This is a genomic window from Halobacillus sp. AWH4_228, from assembly GCF_056158365.1.
In genome coordinates, this window is the sequence record NZ_JBSWTE010000001.1 from 2428830 (window position 1) to 2454581 (window position 25752).

The following is a 25752-nucleotide window of genomic DNA, read 5'->3' on the forward strand; positions in this document are numbered from 1 at the left end:
GGTCTCGACCCTGTTATATATTTGATATTCTTCGTAGAAATTGAGGTGCGTTCATGTCCACTTATATTTTCCGCTTTTTTATTTTCTGGTACATATGCGGCGTATTCCTGGTTACCTTTGACTGGCTGCCCCCCTGGCTCGAATGGGCCAACAGTGTATTTTTAATCGCTGCCGGTATTGTCGCCGGGCTGTACTTTATACATATGTATGGGAAAAGAACAGGCATCCTCTACAGCCTGTTCATTATAGCTGCCAGTATTTATATCGAACATTTAGGAGTGGCCTACAACTTCCTGTTCGGAACCTATGACTACACGCAGGACTTTGGGATAAAGATCGCCGACACCCCTGTCACCATTGGGTTTGCCTGGCTCTTGATCATCGGGTGCTCCCACGAAATCGCTCGTGTTATTTCCAGCGGCCTTCCATCCCTCCCCCGCTTCCTTACGTTTCTTTTGACGGGAGCGTTGTGTGCGGTAACGATCGATCTTATTCTCGATCCAGTATCCTATAAAGTAAAAGAATACTGGATCTGGCAGGAACCCGGCTTTTATTATGACATTCCTTTCAGCAACTTTGCCGGCTGGTTTGTCACCGCCGCCTTCTTCCATCTCGTATTCCTGATATGGAATCCGGATAACCTGGTGAATGAGGGAACATGGCCGAAACGAATGGCTTTGGTGTTCGGGCTGATGGTGTTCTTATTTATCTGTATGGCCTTTACCGGGGGGCTGTATTTGGCTATCACGCTTGTCGCTCTCTTAACCGCTTGCTGGTACGCTCTTTATTTTTGGAGGAAAAAACATGTTCAAGCCGTCTCATAAACGTCCGATCATCGAGTGGGGGTTTACCCGTTTCAACCGGATGTTCCTGAACAAACATTTCAACCGGATCCTGTTGGATGCCCCGGAAACCGTTCCAAAAAAGAATACCTTATTTCTTATCAACCACTCAGCATGGTGGGACCCTTTGTTCATCTTTTATCTCAATGACCAGGTCGTCCATTCCGACGGATACGGTATGATGCATGAGGATGGGCTGCAGAAATTCCCCTTTTTCAGGAGCATTGGCGCCTTTTCCATCAACAGCAGCAGCCACAAGCATCTTATAGAATCCCTTTCCTATAGTGCGGATCTGTTATCTAAAGGAAAAACGGTATGGATTTTCCCCCAGGGGGCGGAACAGCCTTTGGAAAAACGTCCGCTTGAGTTTTTTTCCGGCATCAGTTATATCGTGCAAAAAGCTCCACACGTCAACGTGGTGCCTGTTTCCATCTATTATGCCCTGGAGCATGAACGAAAACCGAATGCTTACATAACAATCGGGGACCCCCTTCCACAGGAGGGGTACTCCGATTTGAACCGGAAATCTATGACCCGTTACTTTGAAACAGCCGCCACGAAGCAGCTGGATGAACTCCGGACACGAGTCCTACAGGAAGACCATCAGCTGTTCCGCCCTATTTAAACAGAAAGGAGGCTGCCGTCATTGCTATGGTTTTTTATCTTTGTCCTTCTTTTAGTCGTCATGAACGTATGGACAATGGTTAACAGTTTATTCCTATATCCTTTGCGGGCAGGTAAACACGAAGAGGCGGATCAAAAAGTTTCCCTGCTCGTCCCCCTCCGGAATGAAGTGGATAACGTGGAGGGCTTGATCCACTCGCTATCATCACTCACCTATCCAAATCTTGAGATGCTTCTTCTTGATGACCATTCCGAGGATGGTACCTATGAAAAACTACTCTCTCTCACAGCGGAGGATGCCCGGTTTACGATTCTGCAGGGGAAAGAGCTGCCGGATGGATGGAACGGGAAAGTTCATGCCTGCCACCAGCTTTCAGAAAAAGCAGGGGGCGACTACCTGTTTTTCCTGGATGCAGATGCCCGTGTCGCCCCATCCGTGATCCAGCAAACATTGGGAACAATGAACAAAAGAAAAGCTTCTATGCTCAGCGGATTTCCCTATTACCCGAATCATCATTTTCTCAGCCATATGCTTGTGCCGCTTCAGCATATGGTCGTGCTGCTTCACCTTCCACTTTTTATGGCCAACCGTACGACAAAGCCGATGTTTACAGCAGCCTGCGGCATTTTTATTATGATTGAACGGTCGGCTTATCAGGCGGTCGGAGGTCATGAATCGGTAAAGGATTCGCTTGTAGAAGATGTTCATCTCGCTCGTGAAGTGAAAAAGAACGGTTACCGCATGATCCTTGCCAATATTACATCATCTGCTCTGTCGTATATGTACGAGTCGAACAAAGAAACGTGGGCAGGATTTAAGAAGAATCTATACACCGGCATCGGACGTTCCACATGGATGGTCGTTTTCCTAACCGTGTTGTATGCCATCCTTTTTATACTCCCAGGGGGCCTCGCCGTTTTCGGTGTCTTCACGGGAGCCTTTTACCTGCTGCTTCCCTATGTATTGCTGATTACGTTCAAAATGTATGTGGATGCACGGACAGGACACCCCTTGTGGCTGTCGTTTCTCATGCCAGTAGCAGGAGTGCTGCTGATTGCGATGATGTGGGCATCCATGCTTGTACATAAACGAGGACGTACTTATCAATGGAAAGGCAGGTCGTATCAATGAAAGCAGTCATTATCGGGGGTGGACTCGGCGGTCTTTCCGCTGCGGTCCACCTGGCCAGTGAAGGCGTAGATGTGAAATTGTTTGAAAAGAACAGCCATTTTGGAGGCAAAATGATGGCCGTAGACGAAGAAGGCTATCACTTCGACTTTGGCCCCAATACTATGACAATGCCGGATGTATTCACAAGAGTGCTGTCGAAAGCTGGACTCTCCCCCCATCTTCTCGACTTTGAAAAGATTGACACTCATACGAGAAATGTCTTTCCGAATGGCACGACCTTTGATTTTTCCACCGATCAGGATGTTATGAAAAAACAGCTGAAGCAGCTTGATCCTGAAGGGTACCAGGCTTATGAACCGTTTCTGAAGGAGATCGAGCGGCTCTACCATATGTCCCGGAAGCATTTTCTGCACAGAACATTCAACGGATGGAAGGATTATCTGTCTCCCGCCCTTATGAAGAGCATGATGAAGGTACGCCCGCTCCAATCGATGGATCATTTTTTCAGACAGTACTTTACCAATCCTGATATCATTCAGGCCTTGAACCGGTACTCGACGTATATCGGATCCAATCCTTATCAAGCTCCGGCCACATTCAGTATGATTGCCCACCTTGAATGGAATGAGGGGGTGTATTATGTGAAAGGCGGCAATACGAAAATTGCGGAAGCCTTCGTTCAAGCAGCAGAAGCTGCCGGCGTCCATCTCTACAGCGGCACCACCGTATCAAAAATCCATACGTATCAAGGAAGTGCCGTAGGCGTCGAAACAGGGGATGGCGATTTCTTTGAAGCCGATCATGTCATCGTAAACGGCGATCTGCTCCAGGCAGTCCCGGACCTCATCGATCAGAAGGAAAGGAAAAAAATGAGTGACGGAAAGCTCGCTTCCTACGATCCTTCCATTTCCGCTTTTGTGATCATGGCAGGACTGGATACCTATCTTCCCCAGCTGCACCACCATCATCTGCTCTTTTCGGGTGATTACAAAAAAGAGTTCCGGCAGCTGTCCCGTGGAAGGTATGCCGACGATCCGACGATTTATATCTGTACGTCAGCAAAATCAGATCCTGATGTTTCTCCTAAAGGGGATAATTGTTTTATTCTCGTCAATGCTCCAGCCGTTGGCGGGCATCCGCAGAATAAGGACCATTACAAAGCGCTGATCTATGAAAAGCTGAAAAAGGCCGGCATCCCCATCAGTGATCATCTTGTATATGAAAAGGTCATCGGACCGGAGGAAATTGAAGTGACATTCGGAGCCTATCGTGGTTCGCTTTACGGCCCTTCCTCCAACAGCAGGAGTCAGGCCTTTATGAGGCCGTTCAACAAATCCCAGGACTTGAAAGGCTTATGGTTCTGTGGCGGCAGCACCCATCCTGGTGGTGGTTCCCCGATGGTCGTTCTCAGTGGAGAAAACGTAGCTAATCAAATCATCGGAAAAATTGTCCATATCGAATGAATGCCACACCTGCAAATAGAGGCTGCCGGAAATGGTAGCCTCTTTTATTATGTAAGTTTATGCTTGTTTTCTTTTTGGAAGACAAGACAGGAAATAGGATACGGTGGCCACCACGACCAGGATCAACAGATGGGATGGACCACTCCCAGCTCCGCCTGTCCCAGGGTCATATTGGATCGTCAAAATTATACCAGTGAGATATTGATAGAGAAAATAGAGAACGATAAAACTACTTATAAAAATCAAATACTTTTTCATCAGGCTGCCTCCTTCTTCTGTCTATACGAAACAAGCAGCCAATCGTTTCAAAAAAAAAAATAGGAAATGCATCAGGAAAGGGAGATTGATCGGCTATGTAAATCCTTCCCTGACGGATCGTCTTCGTTATACAAATGACAGGCTGCATAGTGTCCACTTTCAACCTCCTGCCATTTTGGAACTTCCTCTGCGCAACGGTCCATCGCTGCGGGGCACCTTGTCCGGAACACACACCCGCTTGGAGGATCGATCGGACTGGGAATTTCCCCTTCAATAATCATTTGTTCGCGCTCATCTTCCAAATCCGGGTCAGGAATTGGAATCGCAGACAACAGCGCTTTTGTATAAGGATGGAGGGGTTTTTTATAAAGCTGATCACTGGTTGTCAGCTCGACGAGGTGACCTAAATACATCACCCCGATGCGGTCCGATATATGCTGCACCATAGACAAGTCGTGGGCAATAAACAAATACGTGAGCCCCTTCTCCTCCTGCAGCCTCTCCAACAGGTTGACCACCTGAGCCTGGACAGAAACGTCGAGCGCAGAAATAGGTTCGTCTGCAATAATGACGGATGGATCAAGAGCAAGAGCGCGGGCAATCCCGATCCGCTGCCGCTGTCCGCCGCTGAACTCGTGTGGATATCGATTGGCATGATCACGGTTCAACCCGACTTCTTCAAGCAGTTCATACACCCGTTCCATCCGCTCCCGCTTTGTTCGGAAGAGCTTGTGAATTTCCATGGGTTCCGCAATGATTTCCGCGACCGTGGATCTTGGGTTTAAAGAAGCATAAGGATCCTGAAAGATCATCTGCATCTCTCTTTTCAAGTGGAACTGCTCTTGTTCACTACGATCATGAACACTTTTCCCTTTATATAGAACCTCTCCATCTGTGGCGGAATACAGGTTCATCATCGTCCGGCCTGTGGTCGATTTGCCGCACCCGGACTCCCCGACAAGGCCGAACGTCTCCCCTTCATATACATCAAAGCTGATGCCGTCCACAGCTTTCAACGATTTGTTTCTGCCGATGTCAAAGTGCTTTTTCAATTGTTTGACTTCCAATACTTTTTCCATCGTCATCCTGCCTCCTCCGCTTCTTCCCAGTATCTTCGTACCGCACACAGTTCTTTTTCATAAATCGTGTCGTTCAGCTCAATGATTTCAATGCTCTTCCCTATGTTCGGAGAGTGAAGCATTTTTCCGTCTCCATAATAGAACCCGACATGGTGAACACGCCCCTGACCTTGATCATAGGCAAAAAACAACAGATCGCCAGGCTGCTTTTGATCGATCGGTACTTCCACTCCTTTGGTCACTTGATCAGTGGCATCACGCGGAATGATGTAGCCATGAGCTTTGTGCAGCGCATAAGCGAAACCTGAGCAGTCAAACCCATATGCACTCATCCCTCCCCAGAAATAAGGCAGATCAAGGAAGGTTTCTGCTGATTCTATAATGGCTGCTCCACTGCCTTTCGGGACCGCTTCACCAGAAGGGTAAACCGATACAGCCTCTGCAGATACATAGCCTTCTCCATGAGGGGTACGGACCTTGATCAGCACGCCCTCCTCTTGAATGACCGGAAGAGAGGTCAGATAACTGAGCTCCAGGAACGGCTGGCGTTTTTCATCCAGAAGCATCGTCTGTTTATCATGGACAACGAGCATGCCATTTCCCTGCCATTTGGAATCCGCCAGAGCACTGAGCTGCCTTTCAGGTATGTAGCCGGGATACCCCCGGGCATCTTTTTTCGAAGCCTGATGCGGAATAATAATCCGTGCCCACCCGTCCTTCATGTCATCGACGATCACTTCTTCGCCGTATAAAAGCTGGGATTGAACGAGATTGTCATCGCAGAGTGCAAGTTTCTGTTTATGATCGAGCTGGTTCAGCCATTCGGACATCGAACTGACCGCTGACAGGCCTGCTTCATCACAGTCTCTCGGGGAGTCTGGTGCCGTCCAGACCGTGGCTACTGGAACGGCCACCACCCAGACTGTTTCGATTGCTGGTTTCTTTGTCATGGTCTTCCTCCTTTTATGAAATCCCGGTATTCTTTAAAGAGAGCCTGGAAACGCCGAGACCCGGCGTTTTTGGTAGAGTCATAACCGCCTGATTGTAATGCACGCCTCCTTCAACAGGGTCTGCGGTAAGCATGAGAGGAGCATCGAAATCTACTTTCGTTACGTTCTTCTGACTGGCAGCAAAATGGGCCGCTGCGGTAATGCCGAGTTTCGTTTCAATCATACTCCCCACCATGCACGGGACGCCGAAACTTTCAGCAGCCGCATTGATTTTCAAGGCCTGGTGAATCCCTCCGCTTTTCATCAATTTAATATTAATCATATCTGCGCTTCCTGTTTTCAAAATACGTATCGCATCTTCTGAAGAAAACACACTCTCATCAGCCATAATTACCGTACTTACTGCATCGGTCACCATCTTAAGTCCATCAATGTCTCCCGCTTTGACCGGCTGCTCCACCAGTTCGATCGGAAGCTTCCTGTTTTCCATCTCACGGATCGCGTAGACAGCTTCTTTTGCTGTCCACGCTTGATTAGCGTCAAGTCGTATGGCAGCTTTTTTTCCTATTCTTTGATGAATGGCTTGTATGCGTTCAATGTCATGGTGGATACTGTCTTTACCAACTTTCACTTTCAAGACGCGGAATCCTCGCTGGATATAGGCGTCAGCGTCCTCCGCCATTTCCTCTGGTGTATGGACACTGACGGTATAATCCGTTTCCAATTGGTCCGTCCACCCTCCAAGAAATTGATAAAGAGGGAGTCCGGCAGCTTGAGAAAGCCCATCATACAATGCCATATCGACGGCTGCTTTGGCACTGGTGTTTCCTACACAGCTCCTATGGAGAGACTCAAATACAGCTTCTCTCTGCAATATGTCGGAGCCAATTAACACCGGTGTCAAAATCTCCTTGATCGTGTGCTCAATACCTCCGAGCGATTCCCCTGTGATGACATGTGTGGGCGGGGCTTCCCCGCAGCCTGTCAGACCATTATCAAATTCAATTTTCACATAGATCGATTCGGCGACGGTCACCGTACGAAGAGCGGTTATAAATGGTTTGTGTAGTGGAACGGCCACCCTCATTGTTTCTACGGACTGGATTTTCATCGCTTTCCCCCCCTTTCGTTATTGAACACCTGCGGCAATCCTCAAATATTCCGCGTTGCTGCACAGCTCCGCCTCCACCCCGAGAGGCACAGCATAGTGAGGCAGACAATGACCGATTCTAAATCCTGACAGGACCGGTTTTTGAAGATCAGCAAAATAATGACGGAATACTTCCTGAACTTCGATCGTTTCTTTTTTCTTTTTAGGATCGGTCTCACTGAAATCACCAACGACGATACCGGAAGCGTCGTCGAGTTTACCTGCAAGCTTTAATTGACTTAAGAAAGAATCAATCCGGTAAGGTTCCTCACCGACATCCTCGATCAACAGAAGCCGGTTCTTCGTATCGATTTCATAAGGGGAACCGATGGAGTTGACAAGAAGGGAAAGGTTTCCCCCCACAAGTCTGCCCGAAGCCGTCCCCTTACAGATTACTTGTAACGGTGATGTCTTATTGGTGTACGTAAATGTCTCCGGATGAAACAGCTGGGTAAACCGCTGTTTTGAACGATCATCAAAGCCGGGCTTCCCGACATCCGAGCTCAACATCGGTCCGTGAAATGTGACAAGACCTGCCTGACGCTGGATGGCGGTATGTAAAAAAGTAATATCGCTGTAGCCCCAGAATACTTTGGGGTTTCTGCGGATCATGCTGTAATCGATGGAAGCAGCCAGACGACTGGTCCCATACCCCCCTCCGGCACAGAAAATCCCTTTAATGGCTGGATCTCTGAACATCTGATGCAGGTCGTTCAGTCGTTCACGGTCTGTGCCAGCCAAGTAGCCGTATGTCCGCTTAACGTTTGGTCCGATCATAACGTTCAATCCCAGCGAATGCAGGAACGGCAGCGCATTTGTTAAATTCGTTAGATCCGGAGGGCTGGCTGGAGCAATCACTCCAACCGTATCTCCTTTTTGTAATCGGTTTGGTTTCTGCATAGACTCCTCCATAGAGAAGAGGCAAGCCCGGCTCAGCCGGGTGCCCCTTTGGTTGTTACTCCTTATCTGCCCATTTCAATTCCAGATAGCCGACAGGATGACGGATGACATCGGATATGCCTTCTTTTTCGAGCAGAACGAAGTTGTAGAAATGGATCGGGAAGATCGGCATCTCTTCAAATAAAATCTTCTCTGCTTCATACATATGCTCCCACCGCTTCGTTTCATCGGTTTCATTTTTCGCCTGTTCAATGAATTGATCATACTCGTCATTGGACCAGCCCGTCCGGTTCATGGATGAATCGGTGACGAAACTTTCCAGGAAGTTGATCGGATCGGCATAGTCGGCGATGAAGGAGCTGCGTGACAACTGGTGCTTCAAATCTTTTTGATTCTGGAGGAATACGTTCCACTCTGCATTTTCCAGGGTGACGTCAACATCCAGGTTTTCCTTGAACATCTGCTGGATCGTTTCCGCAACCTTTTTATGTGACTCACTTGTATTATAGGAAAGAGTGATTGGAGGCAGTTCTTCATAGCCTTCTTCCTTCATCCCTTCCTCCAGCAGCTTTTGCGCCTCTTCAGCGTTGAACTCTACAAGGTTTCCATTCTGTTCACGGAAATCTTCCCCGGAAGGGCCTTCGAATCCATAGGAAACGAATCCGTAAGCAGGTTCTTCTTTGTTTTTCGTTACATAATCAACGATGTCCTGCTGATTGACAGCCATCGCAAGCGCCTGTCTGATTTTCTTGTTCTGGAACGGCTCTTCGTTTACATTAAAACGATAAAAATAGGTGCCCGCCTGGTCTTGAACTTTCAGCTGTTCATGTTCCATCAGCTCTTCGGACATATCAGCCGGGATGTTCGTCGTGTCCAGTTCCCCACTTTCATACATCTGGTATTCTGTGTTGGTATCATTGACCATGGCCCAGTGAACTTCATCCAGCTTGACTGTATCCTTGTCCCAATAGTTTTCATTTTTCTTAAACGTCATTTCACTGTCATGCTTCCACTCGTCCAACGTAAACGGTCCGTTTCCTACAAAGCTGTCCGCTTCCGCATACCATTCGGCATTTTCTTCCGCCACACTTTCATTAATCGGGAAGAACGCCGGGTTGGAGATAATATTCAGGAAGTAACCGGTTGGTGAGGAGAGGGTCACTTTCAGCTCCTTCTCGCTTACGGCCTCGACCATCACATCTTCTTTTGATCCATCCCCATTGTTAAACGCTTCTCCACCTTCAATGAAATAGCCGAGAAACGCAGCCGGAGAGGCCGTTTCAGGATCCAAAAGACGTTTCCAGGCAAATTCAAAATCTCCTGCTGTTAAGTCGTCACCATTGGACCATTTGGCATCCTCACGAATCATAAACGTGTAAACCTTACCATCTTCAGAAACTTCCCACTCCTCTGCCGCTGCAGGCTCAGGCTGATGATCCTTCCCGAGCCGGGTCATTCCTTCCATCAGGTTGTTCAAAGCGTTCCAGGAAACGGAATCAAATCCCATCGGAGGGTCAAAGGACGTCGGCTCTTCCCCATTATTGAGCAGTAATGTTTTAGTGTCTCCTGATTCTGCCTGCTCCCCTTCCGCATTGTCCTCTTCACTAGAACTGTTGGCTGTACAGGCCGCCAGCACAGCAATAATTGCAATCCCCCATAAAACATGCAGCCACTTTTTCATCGTACTACCCCTCTCTTTGATCATGATTGAATGGTTGCTGAGTATTTCTCCGCCCGCTCATCTTGAAGCCAGCAGTCCACCTCATGGGTTTCGCTGCGGACCGTTGGATATGGATAAATCCTGCTGCACACTTCCATAGCAGCCGGACACCGGGCGGTAAATGGACAGCCTTCCGGTGGTGAAAACAAATCCGGAGGCGTACCGTCAATCGGAATCAGCTTTTCTCCTTTTTGGTCCAGACGGGGAACAGAATGCAGAAGCCCTTTTGTATAGGGATGCTGCGGCTCATAAAAGATCTCCCGCCTTGTACCTGTTTCGACGACTTTCCCTGCGTACATGACCGCGATCCGGTCCGCCACTTTCGCAACCACACCCAAATCGTGTGTGATCAGGATGATCGAGACTCCGGTTTCCTTTTGAATTTTGTTAAACAGCTGGAGAATCTGCGCCTGAATCGTTACGTCAAGGGCAGTCGTCGGTTCATCGGCTATCAAGAGCTCCGGTTCACAGATAAGAGCCATAGCAATGACAATCCGCTGCCGCATTCCGCCGGAAAACTGGTACGGATACTGCTTCATCCGTTCATCAGGATTCGGAATGCCGACGAGGTTCAACATGTCCACAGCCTGGCCTTCCGCTTCTTTTTTCGTCACACGCCGGTGCTGTCTGAGCCCTTCTGTAAGCTGATCACCGACAGTCAACGTCGGGTTCAAGGCTGTCATCGGATCCTGGAAGATCATCGATATGTCGACACCACGGATCCCTCTCATTTTCTTGTCGGACAGTTTCGTCATGTCCTTTCCCTTAAAGAGAATGCTTCCCTCTTTGATCTGTCCCGGAGGGGTCGGGATTAAGCGCATAATGCTTGAGGCTGTCACACTTTTTCCACAGCCGGATTCTCCGACAATTGCAAGCGTCTCTCCTTCGTACAAGTCGAGATTGACTCCGCGCACCGCCTGCACTTCTCCTCCGAACGTCTTAAAGGAGATATGCAGGTCATGAATTTCAAGAATCTTGTTCAACATCCTCACCTCCTTAAGCGTGGGTCGAGCGCATCCTGCAGCCCGTCCCCGAGCACATTAAATGCAAACATCGTTGCTGAAATAAAGAAGGCCGGGAAAAACAGCCGCCACCAGTCCCCCGACAAAATGACGCCGAGGGCATCGTTCGCCATGACTCCCCAGCTGGCATAGGGAGACTGGATGCCGAGACCGAGAAAACTTAAAAAGGCTTCGGCGAAAATCGCCGTCGGAACGGTCAGCGTCATTTGTACAATGATGGGCCCCATCGTATTAGGCAGCAGATTCTTCTGGATGATCCGTTTCGTTTTGGCACCAAAGGACTGCGAAGCCATCACAAATTCGTTGTGCTTCAACTGCAGCACCTGCCCACGGACAATCCTTGCCATCCCCACCCATCCGGTTACTGTAAGAGCAATAATGATGGTCAAAAGGCTCGGCCCCATAACGACTAACAGAAGAATGACAACGAGCAGGTAAGGAAGGCCGTACAATATTTCAATGATCCGCATCATCACATTGTCCGTACGGCCGCCTTTATAACCGGAGATCCCTCCATAAACGACTCCGATAAAGAAATCAATCAGGGCGGCCATCAAACCGACAAACAAAGAAATTCTCGCTCCATACCACGTTCTTGTAAACACATCACGGCCGAGTTCATCCGTCCCGAACCAGTGACTGAGAGACGGGGGCTGGTTTTGATCAGCCAGGGAAGCTTCGGACACGGTATACGGGGAAATCCATGGGCCGATCACCGCCATGACGGCAAGCAGAATGAGGAAAACAAACCCTGCCATGGCTAATTTGTTCTGGCGGAGCCTGCGCCAGGCATCTTCCCAGTATGAAAGGGAAGGACGGACCACAGACTCAGCCTCATCGATGTTTTTCTCTTTTGGCCGGAACCACTCATCCGGAATCGATGAATGGGAATCATCCCGTTGCTTTTCTTTTAAAGCAGACATATCAGCTGCTCCCCCCTTCCTTATGAAGTTTGATGCGCGGGTCTAAAAAGCCATAGGCAATATCAACAAGGAACAGCATGAATACGAGAAAAGCGCTGTAAAATACGGTCGTTCCCATAATGACTGGATAGTCCCTCTGGTTGATCCCTTCTACGAAATATTTGCCCATACCTGGAATAGCGAAGATTTTTTCGATAACAAAAGTGCCTGTTAAAATTCCTGCAAGGAGGGTCCCCATAATGGTCACGACCGGCATCAAGGCATTTTTCAATGCATGTTTCACAACGACCTTATAGGGAGAAAGCCCTTTGGCACGGGCTGTTTTTATGTAGTCCTGGGTCAAGGTTTCCAACATGCTCGATCGTGTCAGCCTGGCGATAATCGCCATCGGCCCTGTTGCAAGGGCGAGTACAGGGAGAACCATATGAGCAGGAGAACTCCAGGTCGCTGCCGGAAGCCATTCCAGCTGTACAGCCAGCTGTTGGATCAGCATGGTAGCCAGGACAAAGTTTGGAATGGAAATGCCGAGAACGGCGATAGTCATGGCCATGTAATCAATCAGATGGTTATGTTTTAAAGCCGCAAACACTCCGAGAGCCACCCCGGATACCAGCGCGATCAGAACCGTCCAGATTCCGAGTTCAGCTGAGATAGGAAAACCACGGCCAAGCAGAGAATTCACCGTTTCGGTCGGCTGCTTGATCGAAGGACCAAAATCAAGAGTGATGATGGATTTTAAATAAAGCACATACTGGACAGCGAGCGGTTCATTCAAGTGGTAATGCTCCTCCAGATTCTGCTGAACCGCTGCATTAGTGGTCCTTTCTTCGTTAAACGGTGATCCTGGAATCAAGTTCATCAGGAAGAATGTTAACGTAGCGATAATAAAAACGGTAACAACCATGTAAACCAAACGTTTCACTATGTATGTAACCAATCGTTTTTCCTCCCCTCAGCTTGATGTCGCCTGCATCGCAAGTTCTGTCATGACGAGCATCGCCTGGTAGGCTTCCAGTAGATCGACGGACTTAAAATGAACCGTTGTTGAACCTGGTTCAAGTGTGGTTCCCGGCATCAAATGGGCCCATTCTGCCTGTCCATAGTTCATGAATTCAATTTTCAGCTCAGGGTGTGCTGCTGTCGTGAGCGGCTTTATTTCCCCCCGTCTATTTATGGCAAGTGCGGTTCGCTCCCGGAGAAGCTCACCGGCTTTTTTCGGTGTGAGGCTTTTCACGGCTGTACGGGAGATGGTCTCTTTCACAGGTGCCGTCACGATGTTCGGCACCAGGTCTTCGGCTTCAGCTGCTGCACAATCATCACCAGCCACCATCAGGACAGGCACGCCGTAGTAGCCGGCCATCAAAGCATTGAACCCCAGTTCTCCAACGGGTTTGTCGTTAATGAAAAAGTGACGCACTCCAAACGTCATGGAATGGGAAAGCACCCCTTTTTGGGCCGCTCTTGCGTGATAGCCGATAAACACCGCGCCGTCAAAGCCCGCATCAAGTCCCTGAACCATCGAATAAGGTTTCGCACTTCCGGTAATAAGCGACACATCCGGATGGATTTCATCAATAAGCAGGTTATTCATTTTAGAATGACTGTCGTTGACGAGAATCTCAGTGGCCCCATTTCGAAATGCTTCTTCAATCACATGATTCGTTTCCTGTGTCATGATTTTTCTAGCGCGTTCATAATTGTGTTTGGACGAATCGACAAAGGTGTGATCGGGAACCCCAGTAATTCCCTCCATGTCGACAGAAAGATACAGCTTCATACAGTTCTTTCCTCCCTAGTCATTATGTGTTAATATTTCTAATTTTCTCATAACTTTACCAATAAAAAGGAATAATTTCAAGAAGGAAAACGAACTATGAAATATTATTTCAAACCGCAGAATCCCTCGATTCCTCGGCAAAACAGCCGGTGTTCGACAAAAAGGGATGCAAAAAACCGCTGGATTTTCCAGCGGTTTTCAACTAAAAAGCTCTATTCCTTCCCGATTCAACACGTTCCCTTTCACCGATGGTTGATGGGGGCTGTTTTTGAAAACGTCATGACAGGGCACCATGATTCCCGAGCCTGTCTTCTCAGCCATCTGCTTATTTGAAACGCTGTATACCACCCGGCGGACGCTGGAAAACACGATAGCACCGGCGCACATGACGCACGGCTCACAGCTTGTGTACAACGTATAGTCACTCAAGTCTGTCCCCCCTGTTTCCCGGCAGAAACGCCTGATTAAGGCAAGCTCTGCATGATGGGTGGGATCGCTGTTTGTATGCACCTGGTTTCCTTCCTCCATGATTACAGCACCCTCTTTCACGAGAAGGGCACCAAACGGCGCATTTCCTTGTTTTTTAGAACGGCGGGCTATGATAAGCGCCCGCTGAATCATCTCTTCATCCTTCGTCATTATCCAATCCCTCCTGTCTAGTCCTTTTGTTCCTTGTTGTGTTCCCTTTTATTCCCTTCACCACCCATAAAAAAAAGAGACGGATGCTATTCGTCTCTTTTCTAAAGTAATCGGATGTGTGTAATTTTTGTTTCAGGAAACTTTCTCAAATGGCTTTCCCGGGCTTGTTCCCGGTGAGCAGCAAACACGGGAACACGTTTGACTACACCAGATTTTGCCTGATAGTAGATCAAATACTTCTCCTGCATCAGGACGCTCCTTTCTATAAACAACAGATCGTAGTTACAAGTATCTGCTATATTATAGAAAACTATACCTGTGGACGCCCCGGCGCATGAATCATCCGCTTTCCCTTTTTGTCCAATCGACTGCGGAACGAATCCCGCCTGACACCCCCGCTCCGGCAAGAAAGATCATCCCATAGGAGGCCAGCAGGAGCGGTCCCGGAATACCCGAAGAAACAACGGCTCCGCAAGCGGAGCCGATTCCGATAGCAGAGATCCATAAAACTAGAACATTCTTCAATATCTTATTCAAGCACAGTCCTGACACGAATAAGCCTCCTGCTATCCATAACACAAGCGTCATATAGCTTCCTCCTTTTTCTATGCCGCCACGGTCTTGTCCTATAAAGAAAGCAGCGGTCATTCCTCCGCCCGCTGCTAATCGTGATAGCCTTCTGCTGTTTTACCAGATCCTGGTTTATTCCACAGCTCATGAAAGGCCCAGTATGGACGTCCATCTTCATAGTAAAAAAGCACAGAGTTTGACTCTGTCACCAGCCCTTTTCCTTCGTACCGCCAGTCCATCAGCCATGCTGTTTTCAGCCTTCGGATAGCTTCTGTGTCGGCAAGACGGGTGTGTACGGCAACAATTCTTAAAGGCGGTGCAACTGCCACCCCTTTAATTTCCTTGACCGGTTCCCACAACTGTTCCATCAGACGTACTTTTTCCAACCACCGCAGACCTCGGCTTTTCTTTTCATGCCCATCCTGTTTTTTCTGCATCCATAAACCGATTCCCCAGCAAATGAGAAGCAGGGCACTGACTATCGATAATATTCTCACTCGTATTCCCCTCTATCAGCTTATGCGGGCAGAACAGGATCCTTTCCTACATAAAAAAAGAAGCAGCATCACTGCATTTCTGCAATGATCTGCTTCTTCTGCTTGTCCGAAACGTAATTCCGGCGGCCGAACACTTGGTAATCATTTTTTCGAACGGTGGGAAGGATCGCACGATACATCTTCGCCGCTCCCCCCACAGGAGCTCTGGAATACACCGGATAATCGGGAATGGTTTTCAAAGCCCTCTCGTAATAGGTTTCTGCGTCATGAGCCAGGTCCTCCCACATTTGTATGAAGGCGGTATTTACTTTTCCATTCTGCAGATCCCGAGAGGTATAACCATAGGATTCCATGACTTGTGTCGGTAAGTATACACGGTCAATTTCCACATCTTCTCCAATATCCCGCAGGATGTTGGTCAACTGCATCGCATAACCGAGTTCAACAGCCCCCTGCCTTAAAGAAGCCGTCCGCCCGGGAGCAATGACAGGCAGCAGCATCAGACCAACGGTACTCGCTACATGATAGCAGTAGTCAAGAAGATCTTCCTTCGTCTCAATCAAAGTCGGATACAGGTCCATCCGCTGCCCCTTGATCATATCGTAATATGGGTCCGGATCTATAGAAAAACGTCGGAAAACGTCGTCCAGAGCGAGCCAGCACGGATCATTCAGTTCAAGCTTTCCCTCAAGGAATTGGTCAAATTCAAAGGCGAACGCCTCCAGCTCTGCTTTCGGGTTCGTCCCTTCATCAACAATATCATCCACACGCCGGCAGAAAGCATAAATGGCCCAGACAGCCCTTTTCTGCTGCCTGGGCAGCATAGCGAATGCTTTGGAAAATGTCTTGGAATGTTCTTCAATAATCCTTCGACAATGATGGTATGCTTGATTCAAATCCGTCATCATTAAACACCTCGCTTGTAATTATGCCTTTTTTTAGACCCATATTGCAAATAATCTGCCAACAATTTTGCTCCCTGCATAACAATAGGGACGCCCCCGCCGGGGTGAACAGACGCTCCGACAGCATATACATTCCTGACCGGATAAGGCTGAAGCTGTGGTCGGAAGACACCGGATTGGAACAGGGTGGGGGCAATCCCGAAGCTGCCGCCTTCAAACAAACCGTCTCTTGCCGCTTCCTCCGGAGAACGGACATGCATCCATTCGATATGGTTTCGGAGTTCAGGGAAACCGCGGGCTTCCATTTCATCCAGGACGTGTTCGATCAATGCTTCTTTTCCGTTCCAGTCCACGTCCTTTCCAGCTGGTACTGGAATCAGCGTATACAATACCCCTTTTCCTTCCGGAGCCAGGGAGCCGTCGATAATGGATGGGTGGAACGTGTAAAAGGATGGTTCATCAGGAAGCACTTTATCCATAAATACCTGTTTCATATGATGGTCGAAATCAGACGTCATGAAAAACTGGTGCATCGTGTTGTTTTCATAAATACGGTCAAGACCCATATAGAGGAGGAGACATCCGGAGGAAGCCGTATATTTTCGATTCAGACGCTTCTTCTCGGGCATCAGTTTATCCATTAATGGAAAGTCACCATTCAGGATATATTCATCAAAAGAACGTGTTTCTCCATCGACGGTAATGGAAGAAGCTTCTCCCCCCTCCACCTCCACATGGCTCACTTCCGCATTCGTGTGTATCGAAACGCCGCGGCGTTCCAATTCCTTTTGTATGATCTCCACAAGGTGGGCGTACCCTCCTTTGACATACCAGATCCCGTGTTCGTGCTCACTGTAGGAAACGAGCGAATACATCGCCGGAGACTGCTCGGGGTGACCGCCGATGTACAGCGTCTGGAGTGTGTACGCTTCTACAAGACGTTCATCATCGAAGTACGTCCGCATCATCTTCTTCACATTTTGATAAGCTTTCAGTTTCATCAGCGTTTTGATGTTCTTCCCCGAAAAGAACGTCCGTTTTTCGACAAAAGACTTTTCAAGAAACTGTGCTTTCCCCTGCAGGAACCTCGTTTTCATGTCCTGAAGGAACCGGTCGAAATGCTGTTCGTTCCCTGGAAATTTCGCTTCCAGTTCTTCCTTCTGAAGAGCTGGATTTCTATGTTTCGTATAGATGGACCCATCCTTAAAATGAATATGATATAACGGATCACACGGTTCCATAGGGATTTCCTCTCTCGGAATTCCCGCCTCCTCCATAATGGTGAGCAGCATTTCGGGCAGAAGGACGATGGTCGGGCCCTGGTCAATCTTGAAACTGCCGTGACGCTCATAAGTTAAACGCCCGCCTAGAAAATCGTTCTTCTCAAAAATCGACACGTGTCGTCCTTCCTGTTTGGACAAGTACAAAGCGGTCACAAGTCCGCCTATTCCTCCTCCGACAATGGCTGTACGTCTCATACCGGCTCCACCTCTTTCTCGGTAATCCATCCGGTGGTGATTCGTGCCGATTCCAAAATCGTAGGAAGACCGCTTCCCGGGTGCGTTCCTCCTCCCACAAGCCAGCAGTGATCCAGCTCCTGGAATCGGTTGTGAGGGCGGAAGTACATCATCTGCGACAGTTGGTGACCAAGACTGAACGTAGCTCCCTGATGAACAAAATGGTCCGTTTCCCATTGTTTCGGTGTCAGAACTTTCTCGACGACGATATGATCCCGAATGTCTGAAAAGCCGGTTTTTGCTTCTATTTCGTCAAAGACCAATTGTTTAAAAGTATCTTCCTTATCCTCCCAGTCGATTTCAGAATAATTGTTCGGTACAGGGGCCAGAATGTAAACAGCCGAATGACCTTCGGGTGCCAGTGTATCATCCGTGACACTGGCGTTATGAATATAGATGGAGGGTTCATCGGATAAAACGAGGTCTTTGGTCATTTCCTCCACATTCTTCTTATAATCTTCGGCGAACAGGATCGTGTGATGAGGCATTTCATACTTTTTGTCCAGGCCGACATAGATCATAAAAGTGGAACAGGAGAATTTTTTATTCTCCAGCTTCTTCTTCGAATGCTTGCGGAGGACGCCGTCATCAACGAGTTTCGTCATGGCCTCTGCAAAATCGGCGTTGATGATGTATTCGTCCGCCTTCACAATTTCGCCGGAATCCAGTTCCAGGCTCGAAATGGCCTGATGATCTGTATGGATTCGTTTTACTCCACTGTTCAAATGGATCTTCCCACCGTGTTCTTCTGTCACTGCGGCCATCGCCTTGGAAAGCTGATTGACTCCTCCAATGGGATGAAATACGCCCCATTCGTGTTCCATGTACGAGAGAATGGAAAAAGCTCCCGGGCATTCCCACGGAGACATGCCGAGATATTTAGCCTGGAATGTAAAGGCTATTTTCAACTTCTCATCCGTAAAGTAGTCGGAGAGGACATCGTACACGGATTTACCCAGTGACAACTTCGGCAGGGCTTTCAACGCCCGTTTGGAAACATAGTCCGTCAGACGGTTATGTTTCGTCTGCAGCAGCGGCATCAGCGCCTGCATCTTCTCCCCTGTCTCCTCCATAAACCGCTCATACCCGTGTTCATTTCCAGGGAAATGTTTCTGGATGACTTCCACCATCTTCTGCCGATCGCGATACATCGGGATGCGTTTCCCATCAAACTGCAGCTCATACATTGGTGCCAGTTCTTTTAAATCGAGATAATCATGGACGTTCCTCCCTGACATCTCAAAGATCTCCTCCATGATCTGCGGCATACTTAAAAATGTCGGTCCAATATCAAACGTATATTCTCCTAAAGAAAAATGACCGTTTCGTCCTCCTACAAACGGCTGTTTTTCATAAACGTCTACGTCGTACCCTTTTGCGGCTAAAATCATAGCCGATGCAAGCCCTCCGGGGCCGGCACCAATCACAGCGATCTTTTTCATTACGTTCACCTTCTCTTATGTGACATCTATTGTGCAATCATTATACAAAATATGTACAAAGCCGGCTATTCAATGTACTTCCTCAATGTGCCGGTCTTTTTTCCTATACACATGATGTACCCTTCTTCGTTGTTCTATAACCTACATAAGAGCATTCACATTAATTATTTTCGACACATGTGTCAAAAAACCTTCTCCTCTACCGATTTTAACGGGATAAAATCATGAATTATGGGAAAAATACAGCCGAAGGAGGACTGTCTATGTATGCAAACCAAAGAATTTCGGGACCTTATTACCCTTCTCATTCGACTCAGCATCCGCCCCATAACCAGTATAACAATGAACAGATAAACCACTGGTGCGAAGAGCTCGACCAATGCAGCCATCAGCAGAAGCAGCAGGCTGATGCCCTTCACCAAAGGAGCAGCATTACGAAGTTATCTCCACCGACATTTATGAACTGATCTTTCTGGGTGAATGACCATACACAACAGCCTCCCTCTGCATAGGCTACGAATGTAACAACAGGAGGTGAGCTTATGTACGGAGGCTATCCTTACGGAGGAAGACAATGCCACAGACCTTGCTACCGCAACAACTTTGCTTTAATCGTCGTATTGTTCATCCTGCTTATTATTGTAGGTGCAGCATTTTACTGCTGATGGGTTGGTCATAAACTGCCGCAGTGAGATCAGGCGGCCGGGCCGGTCTGAAAAGAAAATTCGGGAACAGGAGGGTATGTCATCTCCCTGTCCCCTTTCTACAGACTCATCCTATACCTTATTAAAAAAGAACACAGCCCAAGCGCTGTGTTCTTTGTCTTTATCTGCAGCATCAAAACCGTGTGCGTTGGGAATAGCTGCCCGCTGCATGATCGGCGCCGTGGACGATTTCCACGGTTACCATAAGGAACAGGAGTAGATCCTGAATCCGGCTTTGAACCTATTCTTCCTGTTGTTTATCCAATGATGATTCTTTCTCTCGGATAATGGTAATTACCCCTGGCATCGTTTTTCTGGAACGTAAACAAGAATGTCAACAGACCTATTCTTCCTAAGAACATAAGGAGCATTAACACACACTTCCCGAATGTTGTCATTCCAGGGGTGATCCCCAGGGATAACCCGACGGTTCCGAATGCAGATGTTACTTCAAATACAAGTTCATTCAAAGTAAATGGTTCTGTAATCGTTAATGTAATTACAGCGCTCAGACAGACAAATAGAGCAACAATTAAAACGACAACGGCTTTATTCAAGTCTTCCGGATGAACCTCACGACGGAAAATACGGATGTTATTTCCTCCGCGGGCAAAAGTGAGCACAAAAATGACCACAAGAGCAAAAGTTGTCGTTCGAATCCCGCCTCCGACACTGCTTGGAGACGCCCCGATAAACATCAGCGAGGACATGAACAACTGGGTCTGCTCTGTAAACTGGTTGATATCCAGCGTGGATAAGCCGCCGCTCCGTGTGGTGACGGATTGAAAAAGCGCATAAAAGAATATTTCATGCCAGGTCTTATCAGAAAAGAAATGATTGAACTCAAGCAGGACAATCATGATCGTCCCGAACACAACCAGGACAAAAAATGTCAGGGTTGTAAGCTTGGCAAACAAGGAAAAACGAATCGTCTTCTCCTCCTGATTTTGGAGGAGATACTGCTTCACCTCAATTAAGACGGGAAAGCCGATCGCCCCTGCGATAATCAAAATCATATTAATGAACTGGACAAAGTAGTCGTCCTTAAAGAGGACGAGCGACTGTCCTGTAATATCAAAACCACCGTTGGTCATGGCACTGATTGTCCCGAAAAATCCTTGAAGGTAAGCTTCCCCGGGATCGAAATACTGGAGGTAGTACGTACCCAGCACTAAAAATCCAATCAATTCGATTAAAAGCACTACGAGGACAATTTCCTTCACAAGCCGTACCATTCCCTGGAAGGAGGTCTGATTCTGATCGGTCATGATCAAACGCCGTTCCTTCAGGCCGATCTTCTTCCCGAGGACAAGCCAGATCAGTGTTCCAAGCGTCATGACGCCGATCCCGCCAAGCTGCAGGACGATAGCGAGGATGAATATGCCCGGTGTACTGAAAGTCTCGGCTGTAGGGACCGTTGTCAACCCTGTTACACTGACAGCACTGACAGCTGTAAATAATATATCAATAAAATCCAACTTCACGCCGTCCTGGTGAGCTACAGGCAGAGCGATCAAGATGGAAGATATGGTCACAGCGAGCAGGTAATACACTGCAATCAACTGAAATGGTGTTAAATCGTTAAGCCACCGCAGGCCTTTTCTTCTCACCCACATACTAAAACTCCTTTTGATGCTGCTTTTTCTGTTCGATGATGACCATCATTCATAGTATAGCAGGATAATCGACATAATACTTCCATGATTTATGAATTTACAAAAGCTGATAAAAGAAGCACATAGAAGGCGTCTGGGGGGGGATCCCAGACGCCTCTGTCCGTTCAATTAAGCTTTCGATTCGCTGCCTTTCTGCTTGAACTGCTCCAACAGATCCTCCCCTTGATATCCTTCATCAAGCAGCTGTTTGAGCACTTTTTCAACCTGTTCCTGTTGACGATCCATCATCGTTCCCATGAAAATGACATTCATTGAACCACCAATTTCATTAAAATCGATCGGTTTGACCATAAACGTAGCGGGGCGGTTTGTCTGTTTCGTAATCTTCGCCTGGATAATAATCTCATCCCCGTTCCGGTACATATCCTCAAAAAAGGAACGGTAGCTGTTATCCATGTAGGCCTCAATCACCCAGCGCCCGTGATCATCTTCACGGTTGATGATTAAACCATCCTGCAGCTTGATTCTCCGCTGCGTAATGTCTTCGTTCTTCTCTTCGACAATGTCCAATGAAATCAATTTAAAGGTTTTCATCCGAATGACCTCCGGGATTCATCATTATAACTTATTATAGAGGAAAAGGAGGGGGTGAGAAAAGCCTGAATCTTACTTTTTTCTATCCTCCGATGTAGGACATTTCAATTTTCCGCTCTTTCATCGGTTTTCCCCGGGCTCTGTCAGCCGAGTATTGATCGGCACGTCCTTCCCATACAGCCATCAAATAATCGGTCAGGTCCTCGTCACTCCAATCCTCCCGCAGACGTCCACGCAGATCGTATCCTGAATCCGCAAACAGGCAGGTATACAACTGCCCGTCTGCTGACAAACGGGCTCTCGTGCAGCTGGAGCAGAACGCTTCAGTAACCGATGAAATGATGCCGATTTCCCCTGACCCATCTTCATATTGATAACGGGAGGCCACTTCTCCGTAATAATTAGCTTCTGCCGGAATTAAAGGCATCTCCTCATGAATAGCATCAACGATGGCTTTTTTTGATACGACGGCATCCATATTCCACCCATTATGGTTTCCGACTTCCATAAACTCAATGAATCGAAGGTTGTCCCCCGTCTTTTTAAAGTAACGGGCCATCGGAAGAATCTGATCCTCATTCATTCCTTTTTTTACGACCATATTTATTTTAATTCCCAGTCCAGCCTTTCTCGCGGCTTCAATTCCACGCAGGACCGGATCCGTATGAACTCCTCGGCCGTTGGTTTTCTTGAACACTTCATCTTCAATGGCGTCAAGACTGATGTTCACCCGGTCTAGTCCCGAGGCCTTCAATTTTTCTGCCTGCTTCACAAGCATCACCGCATTCGTCGTCAAAGCGATATCTTTGATTCCGTCAATTTCCCGGATACGCCGGATGAGTACATCCAGATCCTTTCTGAGCAGAGGTTCCCCTCCGGTCAGACGGATTTTTTCGACACCGAACTGGGCAAAGATGTGGACAAGACGTATGATCTCATCAAAGCTGAGCCGCTCTTTTTCCGGCATAAATAAATAATCCGGTCCAAAAATCTCGGCAGGCATGCAATAGCTGCAGCGGAAATTGCATTTATCAATAACAGATATCCGCAGATCTTTAATCGGCCTTCCTAGTCGGTCTATGATACGGGAATCGATAGGATCACCCCTTTAAAATTGTGTTTGACCCGTCTGGTCTTCCAAAAGGACGGCTTCCACCATGTCCCCTTTGCTGTATCCCCTTGTTCCGCCTCTTAAGACGATGAAAACATCTGTATGGGCCAGTGAGGTCACAACGGCTGATTTATCCATGCCGGCGGGATAAACGACGACTTTCCCCTCTTCGTAGTGCAGTTTCCCACGGACGAACCTCATAAATGGATTGGCTTTCTTGAAATCCTCACCAAGAACAGCCTGCACCCGGGTGTGATAGGGACGTGTGTTCCCCATAAAATGCTGAAGGATCGGATGGACAAATAATTCATACCCGACATAGCAGGCCGAAGGATTTCCGCTCAGTCCATACAGCAGTTTTCCGCGATGCTCAGCGACCGTTGTAACACTCCCCGGTCTCATCGCCACCTTATTGAATAAGACTTCCGCATCCAGCTTTTCGTAAATATCCGGCATCAGATCATAATCCCCGACAGAGACGCCCCCTGTTGTCACCAATACATCGTAATCTCCAAGAGCGCTGGAGACCGCTTCATAGCAGGAATCAAAATCATCATCCAGTTTTCCTAAATATGTACACGCTGCCCCGGACCTCTGCAACTGAGCCTGAATCATAGATGCATTGGAATTGCGGATCTTCCCAGGTTCCAGAGGTTCATCCACTTCCAGCAGTTCTGTACCTGTGGCAAAAACACCTACCCTGGGTTTTTTATATACGCTGATTTCAGAATAACCGAACGTGGCCAGCAGGGCTTGGACCCCCGGATTTATTTTAGCTCCTTCCGGTACGAGCACTTCTCCCTGCTCTGCTTCCGAGCCTTTCTGAATTACATTCTGCCCTGCATCCATCCTCCTCTTAAGCGTCATAACCGGGTGCCCTGTTTGATCTTCTCCCGTGGTGCAGATTTCAAACATAGCTACGCAGTCCGCCCCCTGTGGGATTTCAGCACCTGTCATTATTCTGACGGCCTCCCCCGGCCGCAGCTCCCTTGAAGCCCGGTGTCCTGCAGCCACCGTTTCTATAACCTGGAACGTTCCCGGATTTTCGCGGGACAGGTCTTTTGTATCCGCTGAAGACAAAGCAAAACCGTCGTAAGGAGATTTATGAAAAGGAGGTACGGCATGAGTGGCAGATACATCTTCTGCCAGCACTCGTCCACCACTTTCATGAAGGAATTTCTTTTCCACCCCGCCCTTTCGTTTATACTGCATGACCCTTTCCACAGCATCCAGGACGGGAAGAGGTGTTCTATGTAAATGTGCCATCTATTTCTTTCCTTTCTGTGATCAGGTAAAATGGATACGCTTCTTAGAACATAAAGCATTTTTCCAACTTTTTCAAAGGTTGTCGAATGTAATCATTTTTTCCCTTTACAGACGATTCTGAAACATAAGGACAGCCCATGTTTTCTTACGGACCTTACGTTATAGATCGATGATACCGGAACCTTGTGTGTGATGGACCTGCTGCGGAAGTAATTACCGACAGGCTCCTCCAGTCAGATTCAGGAGAAAGGGATTCCCCCCTTCCCCTGAATCATGCAGAGAGATCATCAAACACGTCTACCATGAGGCACCTCTGTCCCTACTTCACAGAAGAAGAACAAGGATCATCCCTTGGTATTGGATAACCATAAGAAAAAGGCTGCCGGTGTATGTACCGGCAGCCTTTATACAACTCACCCTGTCATTGTTCTGTTAGATGGGGTCATAGACATTGACGACGTGGTTCACGGCTGTCTCCCCCTGATCTCTGCCACGTCCTCGTTTACGTTCTGCTGGTTTCTTTCTGCCGGTTTCAGCAAGTTTTTTATTCCCTGAAGCCATCTCGACTCCCTCCCCTCGTCCTTATTCTTCACCGCTCTACATTTCAATATGATACCAAAATCAGGATACGCCAAAGAAAAACCCCTGCACAGCAGGGGTTTGCATCATATGTGGTATTTGGATTTCACATCATTGATCTTCTTCCCAATCGCGCGGGCACGCTGGATGGAGTGATCCATGTTTTTACGACTGGTCCGTTCAATAACAATCGTAAACATCAGCATATTCAATCTCATCGTTCTACCTCCTCTTTGTAATGAGGCTAATCCGTATCCTTCTCCGCATTGAACCAGCTCATAAAGACCATCTTGAATGTTTGTGTCATTGTTTATTCTCCTCCTTCTTGTATTTACACGTAGCGGTTAAAAGCGGATGATTTACGGTCGAGCCATTCGTCTTTGACTGTGGGTTGGTACCCGGGAACCGGCTGCAGACGCTGCTGCTTCTTTTTGGTCACATGAATCGTAAACAGGAAAAAATGAATCGTCAT

At 47.9% G+C, this 25752-nt stretch carries 30 protein-coding genes; 6 read left to right on the forward strand and 24 right to left on the reverse strand.

Going from position 1 to position 25752, the window contains the following annotated elements; all coding sequences use genetic code 11:
* Positions 1-53 precede the first annotated feature (53 nt).
* The 4 genes from ACXADP_RS12355 to ACXADP_RS12370 are packed head-to-tail and all read left to right on the forward strand — an operon-like array spanning position 54 to position 4061.
* On the forward strand, positions 54-824 hold the full coding sequence (locus ACXADP_RS12355) for a carotenoid biosynthesis protein (RefSeq protein WP_474971554.1): 771 nt from the start codon (positions 54-56) through the stop codon (positions 822-824).
* The gene (locus tag ACXADP_RS12360) at positions 805-1467 is read left to right on the forward strand and encodes a lysophospholipid acyltransferase family protein (protein WP_474968333.1); all 663 of its coding nucleotides are present in this window, start codon (positions 805-807) and stop codon (positions 1465-1467) included. Before ACXADP_RS12355 ends, ACXADP_RS12360 begins: the two co-directional genes overlap by 20 nt.
* Before the next feature lie 21 nt (positions 1468-1488).
* Complete coding sequence (locus tag ACXADP_RS12365; protein ID WP_474971555.1) at positions 1489-2598, forward strand: glycosyltransferase family 2 protein; 1110 nt, start codon at positions 1489-1491, stop codon at positions 2596-2598.
* On the forward strand, positions 2595-4061 hold the full coding sequence (locus tag ACXADP_RS12370; protein WP_474971556.1) for a phytoene desaturase family protein: 1467 nt from the start codon (positions 2595-2597) through the stop codon (positions 4059-4061). The genes ACXADP_RS12365 and ACXADP_RS12370 overlap by 4 nt, the downstream gene beginning before the upstream one ends.
* Before the next feature lie 57 nt (positions 4062-4118).
* Here ACXADP_RS12370 and ACXADP_RS12375 read toward each other — a convergent pair whose 3' ends face one another.
* The 17 genes from ACXADP_RS12375 to ACXADP_RS12455 form a co-directional block, all read right to left on the reverse strand.
* The gene (locus ACXADP_RS12375; RefSeq protein ID WP_474971557.1) at positions 4119-4319 is read right to left on the reverse strand and encodes a hypothetical protein; all 201 of its coding nucleotides are present in this window, start codon (positions 4317-4319) and stop codon (positions 4119-4121) included.
* Between the two features lie 71 nt (positions 4320-4390).
* Positions 4391-5404 (reverse strand): ABC transporter ATP-binding protein, encoded by a 1014-nt coding sequence (locus ACXADP_RS12380; RefSeq protein ID WP_474971558.1) that lies wholly within the window; start codon positions 5402-5404, stop codon positions 4391-4393.
* Positions 5401-6348 (reverse strand): C40 family peptidase, encoded by a 948-nt coding sequence (locus ACXADP_RS12385; RefSeq protein ID WP_474971559.1) that lies wholly within the window; start codon positions 6346-6348, stop codon positions 5401-5403. Before ACXADP_RS12385 ends, ACXADP_RS12380 begins: the two co-directional genes overlap by 4 nt.
* Positions 6349-6361: 13 nt before the next feature.
* The gene (locus tag ACXADP_RS12390) at positions 6362-7459 is read right to left on the reverse strand and encodes a dipeptide epimerase (RefSeq protein ID WP_474971560.1); all 1098 of its coding nucleotides are present in this window, start codon (positions 7457-7459) and stop codon (positions 6362-6364) included.
* A gap of 18 nt (positions 7460-7477) precedes the next feature.
* Positions 7478-8398: a S66 peptidase family protein gene (locus tag ACXADP_RS12395; RefSeq protein WP_474971561.1), complete on the reverse strand. Its 921-nt coding sequence runs from the start codon at positions 8396-8398 to the stop codon at positions 7478-7480.
* A 55-nt stretch (positions 8399-8453) separates the two neighbouring features.
* On the reverse strand, positions 8454-10079 hold the full coding sequence (locus tag ACXADP_RS12400; protein WP_474971562.1) for a peptide ABC transporter substrate-binding protein: 1626 nt from the start codon (positions 10077-10079) through the stop codon (positions 8454-8456).
* 20 nt (positions 10080-10099) lie between these two features.
* Positions 10100-11101, reverse strand: a complete 1002-nt coding sequence (locus ACXADP_RS12405; RefSeq protein WP_474970379.1) for an ABC transporter ATP-binding protein — start codon at positions 11099-11101, stop codon at positions 10100-10102.
* Between the two features lie 5 nt (positions 11102-11106).
* Positions 11107-12063: an ABC transporter permease gene (locus tag ACXADP_RS12410; RefSeq protein WP_474971563.1), complete on the reverse strand. Its 957-nt coding sequence runs from the start codon at positions 12061-12063 to the stop codon at positions 11107-11109.
* Between the two features lies 1 nt (position 12064).
* A complete protein-coding gene (locus tag ACXADP_RS12415; protein ID WP_474968323.1) occupies positions 12065-13000 on the reverse strand; it encodes an ABC transporter permease in 936 nt (311 codons plus the stop codon).
* Between the two features lie 15 nt (positions 13001-13015).
* Complete coding sequence (locus ACXADP_RS12420; RefSeq protein ID WP_474971564.1) at positions 13016-13840, reverse strand: M55 family metallopeptidase; 825 nt, start codon at positions 13838-13840, stop codon at positions 13016-13018.
* A gap of 198 nt (positions 13841-14038) precedes the next feature.
* Complete coding sequence (locus tag ACXADP_RS12425; protein ID WP_474971565.1) at positions 14039-14479, reverse strand: nucleoside deaminase; 441 nt, start codon at positions 14477-14479, stop codon at positions 14039-14041.
* 101 nt (positions 14480-14580) lie between these two features.
* Complete coding sequence (locus ACXADP_RS12430) at positions 14581-14727, reverse strand: hypothetical protein (RefSeq protein ID WP_474971566.1); 147 nt, start codon at positions 14725-14727, stop codon at positions 14581-14583.
* Positions 14728-14818: 91 nt separating this feature from the next.
* Positions 14819-15067, reverse strand: coding sequence for a hypothetical protein (locus ACXADP_RS12435; protein ID WP_474968320.1), 249 nt, complete (start codon positions 15065-15067; stop codon positions 14819-14821).
* 74 nt (positions 15068-15141) lie between these two features.
* The gene (locus tag ACXADP_RS12440; protein ID WP_474971567.1) at positions 15142-15546 is read right to left on the reverse strand and encodes a hypothetical protein; all 405 of its coding nucleotides are present in this window, start codon (positions 15544-15546) and stop codon (positions 15142-15144) included.
* A gap of 68 nt (positions 15547-15614) precedes the next feature.
* Positions 15615-16451, reverse strand: a complete 837-nt coding sequence (locus tag ACXADP_RS12445; protein WP_474968318.1) for a phytoene/squalene synthase family protein — start codon at positions 16449-16451, stop codon at positions 15615-15617.
* Positions 16452-16453: 2 nt separating this feature from the next.
* A complete protein-coding gene (locus ACXADP_RS12450) occupies positions 16454-17929 on the reverse strand; it encodes a phytoene desaturase family protein (RefSeq protein WP_474971568.1) in 1476 nt (491 codons plus the stop codon).
* Positions 17926-19410 (reverse strand): phytoene desaturase family protein, encoded by a 1485-nt coding sequence (locus ACXADP_RS12455; protein ID WP_474968316.1) that lies wholly within the window; start codon positions 19408-19410, stop codon positions 17926-17928. The genes ACXADP_RS12450 and ACXADP_RS12455 overlap by 4 nt, the downstream gene beginning before the upstream one ends.
* 263 nt (positions 19411-19673) lie before the next feature.
* Between ACXADP_RS12455 and ACXADP_RS12460 the strand changes: the two genes are divergently transcribed.
* Both ACXADP_RS12460 and ACXADP_RS12465 read left to right on the forward strand, forming a co-directional pair.
* Positions 19674-19877: a hypothetical protein gene (locus ACXADP_RS12460; RefSeq protein ID WP_474968315.1), complete on the forward strand. Its 204-nt coding sequence runs from the start codon at positions 19674-19676 to the stop codon at positions 19875-19877.
* 75 nt (positions 19878-19952) lie between these two features.
* Positions 19953-20075, forward strand: coding sequence for a YjcZ family sporulation protein (locus ACXADP_RS12465; RefSeq protein ID WP_084162986.1), 123 nt, complete (start codon positions 19953-19955; stop codon positions 20073-20075).
* Positions 20076-20371: 296 nt separating this feature from the next.
* Here ACXADP_RS12465 and ACXADP_RS12470 read toward each other — a convergent pair whose 3' ends face one another.
* The 7 genes from ACXADP_RS12470 to ACXADP_RS12500 all read right to left on the reverse strand — a co-directional run bounded on the left by ACXADP_RS12470 (position 20372) and on the right by ACXADP_RS12500 (position 25752).
* Positions 20372-21730, reverse strand: a complete 1359-nt coding sequence (locus ACXADP_RS12470) for a TrkH family potassium uptake protein (RefSeq protein ID WP_474971569.1) — start codon at positions 21728-21730, stop codon at positions 20372-20374.
* A 168-nt stretch (positions 21731-21898) separates the two neighbouring features.
* Positions 21899-22324, reverse strand: coding sequence for a YwpF-like family protein (locus ACXADP_RS12475; protein ID WP_474968313.1), 426 nt, complete (start codon positions 22322-22324; stop codon positions 21899-21901).
* A gap of 82 nt (positions 22325-22406) precedes the next feature.
* A complete protein-coding gene (gene moaA, locus ACXADP_RS12480) occupies positions 22407-23420 on the reverse strand; it encodes a GTP 3',8-cyclase MoaA (protein ID WP_474972313.1) in 1014 nt (337 codons plus the stop codon).
* Between the two features lie 12 nt (positions 23421-23432).
* Complete coding sequence (locus ACXADP_RS12485) at positions 23433-24701, reverse strand: molybdopterin molybdotransferase MoeA (RefSeq protein WP_474971570.1); 1269 nt, start codon at positions 24699-24701, stop codon at positions 23433-23435.
* 432 nt (positions 24702-25133) lie between these two features.
* Positions 25134-25262 carry a hypothetical protein gene (locus ACXADP_RS12490; protein ID WP_474968311.1) on the reverse strand — a complete coding sequence of 43 codons (129 nt, stop codon included), beginning with the start codon at positions 25260-25262 and terminating at the stop codon, positions 25134-25136.
* A 104-nt stretch (positions 25263-25366) separates the two neighbouring features.
* Positions 25367-25498 (reverse strand): hypothetical protein, encoded by a 132-nt coding sequence (locus ACXADP_RS12495; protein WP_474968310.1) that lies wholly within the window; start codon positions 25496-25498, stop codon positions 25367-25369.
* Positions 25499-25611: 113 nt separating this feature from the next.
* On the reverse strand, positions 25612-25752 hold the full coding sequence (locus ACXADP_RS12500) for a hypothetical protein (RefSeq protein WP_474968309.1): 141 nt from the start codon (positions 25750-25752) through the stop codon (positions 25612-25614).

Bases quoted from the DNA above. Each gene is read 5' to 3' on its own strand.
- ACXADP_RS12475 (WP_474968313.1), bottom strand. From the start codon at position 22,324: ATGAAAACCTTTAAATTGATTTCATTGGACATTGTCGAAGAGAAGAAC.
- ACXADP_RS12420 (WP_474971564.1), bottom strand. From the start codon at position 13,840: ATGAAGCTGTATCTTTCTGTCGACATGGAGGGAATTACTGGGGTTCCC.
- ACXADP_RS12465 (WP_084162986.1), top strand. From the start codon at position 19,953: ATGTACGGAGGCTATCCTTACGGAGGAAGACAATGCCACAGACCTTGC.
- ACXADP_RS12385 (WP_474971559.1), bottom strand. From the start codon at position 6,348: ATGACAAAGAAACCAGCAATCGAAACAGTCTGGGTGGTGGCCGTTCCA.
- ACXADP_RS12435 (WP_474968320.1), bottom strand. From the start codon at position 15,067: ATGACGCTTGTGTTATGGATAGCAGGAGGCTTATTCGTGTCAGGACTG.
- ACXADP_RS12495 (WP_474968310.1), bottom strand. From the start codon at position 25,498: ATGAGATTGAATATGCTGATGTTTACGATTGTTATTGAACGGACCAGT.
- ACXADP_RS12410 (WP_474971563.1), bottom strand. From the start codon at position 12,063: ATGTCTGCTTTAAAAGAAAAGCAACGGGATGATTCCCATTCATCGATT.
- ACXADP_RS12445 (WP_474968318.1), bottom strand. From the start codon at position 16,451: ATGACGGATTTGAATCAAGCATACCATCATTGTCGAAGGATTATTGAA.
- ACXADP_RS12460 (WP_474968315.1), top strand. From the start codon at position 19,674: ATGTATGCAAACCAAAGAATTTCGGGACCTTATTACCCTTCTCATTCG.
- ACXADP_RS12455 (WP_474968316.1), bottom strand. From the start codon at position 19,410: ATGAAAAAGATCGCTGTGATTGGTGCCGGCCCCGGAGGGCTTGCATCG.
- ACXADP_RS12390 (WP_474971560.1), bottom strand. From the start codon at position 7,459: ATGAAAATCCAGTCCGTAGAAACAATGAGGGTGGCCGTTCCACTACAC.
- ACXADP_RS12450 (WP_474971568.1), bottom strand. From the start codon at position 17,929: ATGAGACGTACAGCCATTGTCGGAGGAGGAATAGGCGGACTTGTGACC.
- ACXADP_RS12360 (WP_474968333.1), top strand. From the start codon at position 805: ATGTTCAAGCCGTCTCATAAACGTCCGATCATCGAGTGGGGGTTTACC.
- ACXADP_RS12500 (WP_474968309.1), bottom strand. From the start codon at position 25,752: ATGACGATTCATTTTTTCCTGTTTACGATTCATGTGACCAAAAAGAAG.
- ACXADP_RS12470 (WP_474971569.1), bottom strand. From the start codon at position 21,730: ATGTGGGTGAGAAGAAAAGGCCTGCGGTGGCTTAACGATTTAACACCA.
- ACXADP_RS12430 (WP_474971566.1), bottom strand. From the start codon at position 14,727: ATGCAGGAGAAGTATTTGATCTACTATCAGGCAAAATCTGGTGTAGTC.
- ACXADP_RS12375 (WP_474971557.1), bottom strand. From the start codon at position 4,319: ATGAAAAAGTATTTGATTTTTATAAGTAGTTTTATCGTTCTCTATTTT.
- ACXADP_RS12380 (WP_474971558.1), bottom strand. From the start codon at position 5,404: ATGACGATGGAAAAAGTATTGGAAGTCAAACAATTGAAAAAGCACTTT.
- ACXADP_RS12395 (WP_474971561.1), bottom strand. From the start codon at position 8,398: ATGCAGAAACCAAACCGATTACAAAAAGGAGATACGGTTGGAGTGATT.
- ACXADP_RS12425 (WP_474971565.1), bottom strand. From the start codon at position 14,479: ATGACGAAGGATGAAGAGATGATTCAGCGGGCGCTTATCATAGCCCGC.
- ACXADP_RS12400 (WP_474971562.1), bottom strand. From the start codon at position 10,079: ATGAAAAAGTGGCTGCATGTTTTATGGGGGATTGCAATTATTGCTGTG.
- ACXADP_RS12355 (WP_474971554.1), top strand. From the start codon at position 54: ATGTCCACTTATATTTTCCGCTTTTTTATTTTCTGGTACATATGCGGC.
- ACXADP_RS12490 (WP_474968311.1), bottom strand. From the start codon at position 25,262: ATGGCTTCAGGGAATAAAAAACTTGCTGAAACCGGCAGAAAGAAACCA.
- ACXADP_RS12485 (WP_474971570.1), bottom strand. From the start codon at position 24,701: ATGGCACATTTACATAGAACACCTCTTCCCGTCCTGGATGCTGTGGAA.
- ACXADP_RS12370 (WP_474971556.1), top strand. From the start codon at position 2,595: ATGAAAGCAGTCATTATCGGGGGTGGACTCGGCGGTCTTTCCGCTGCG.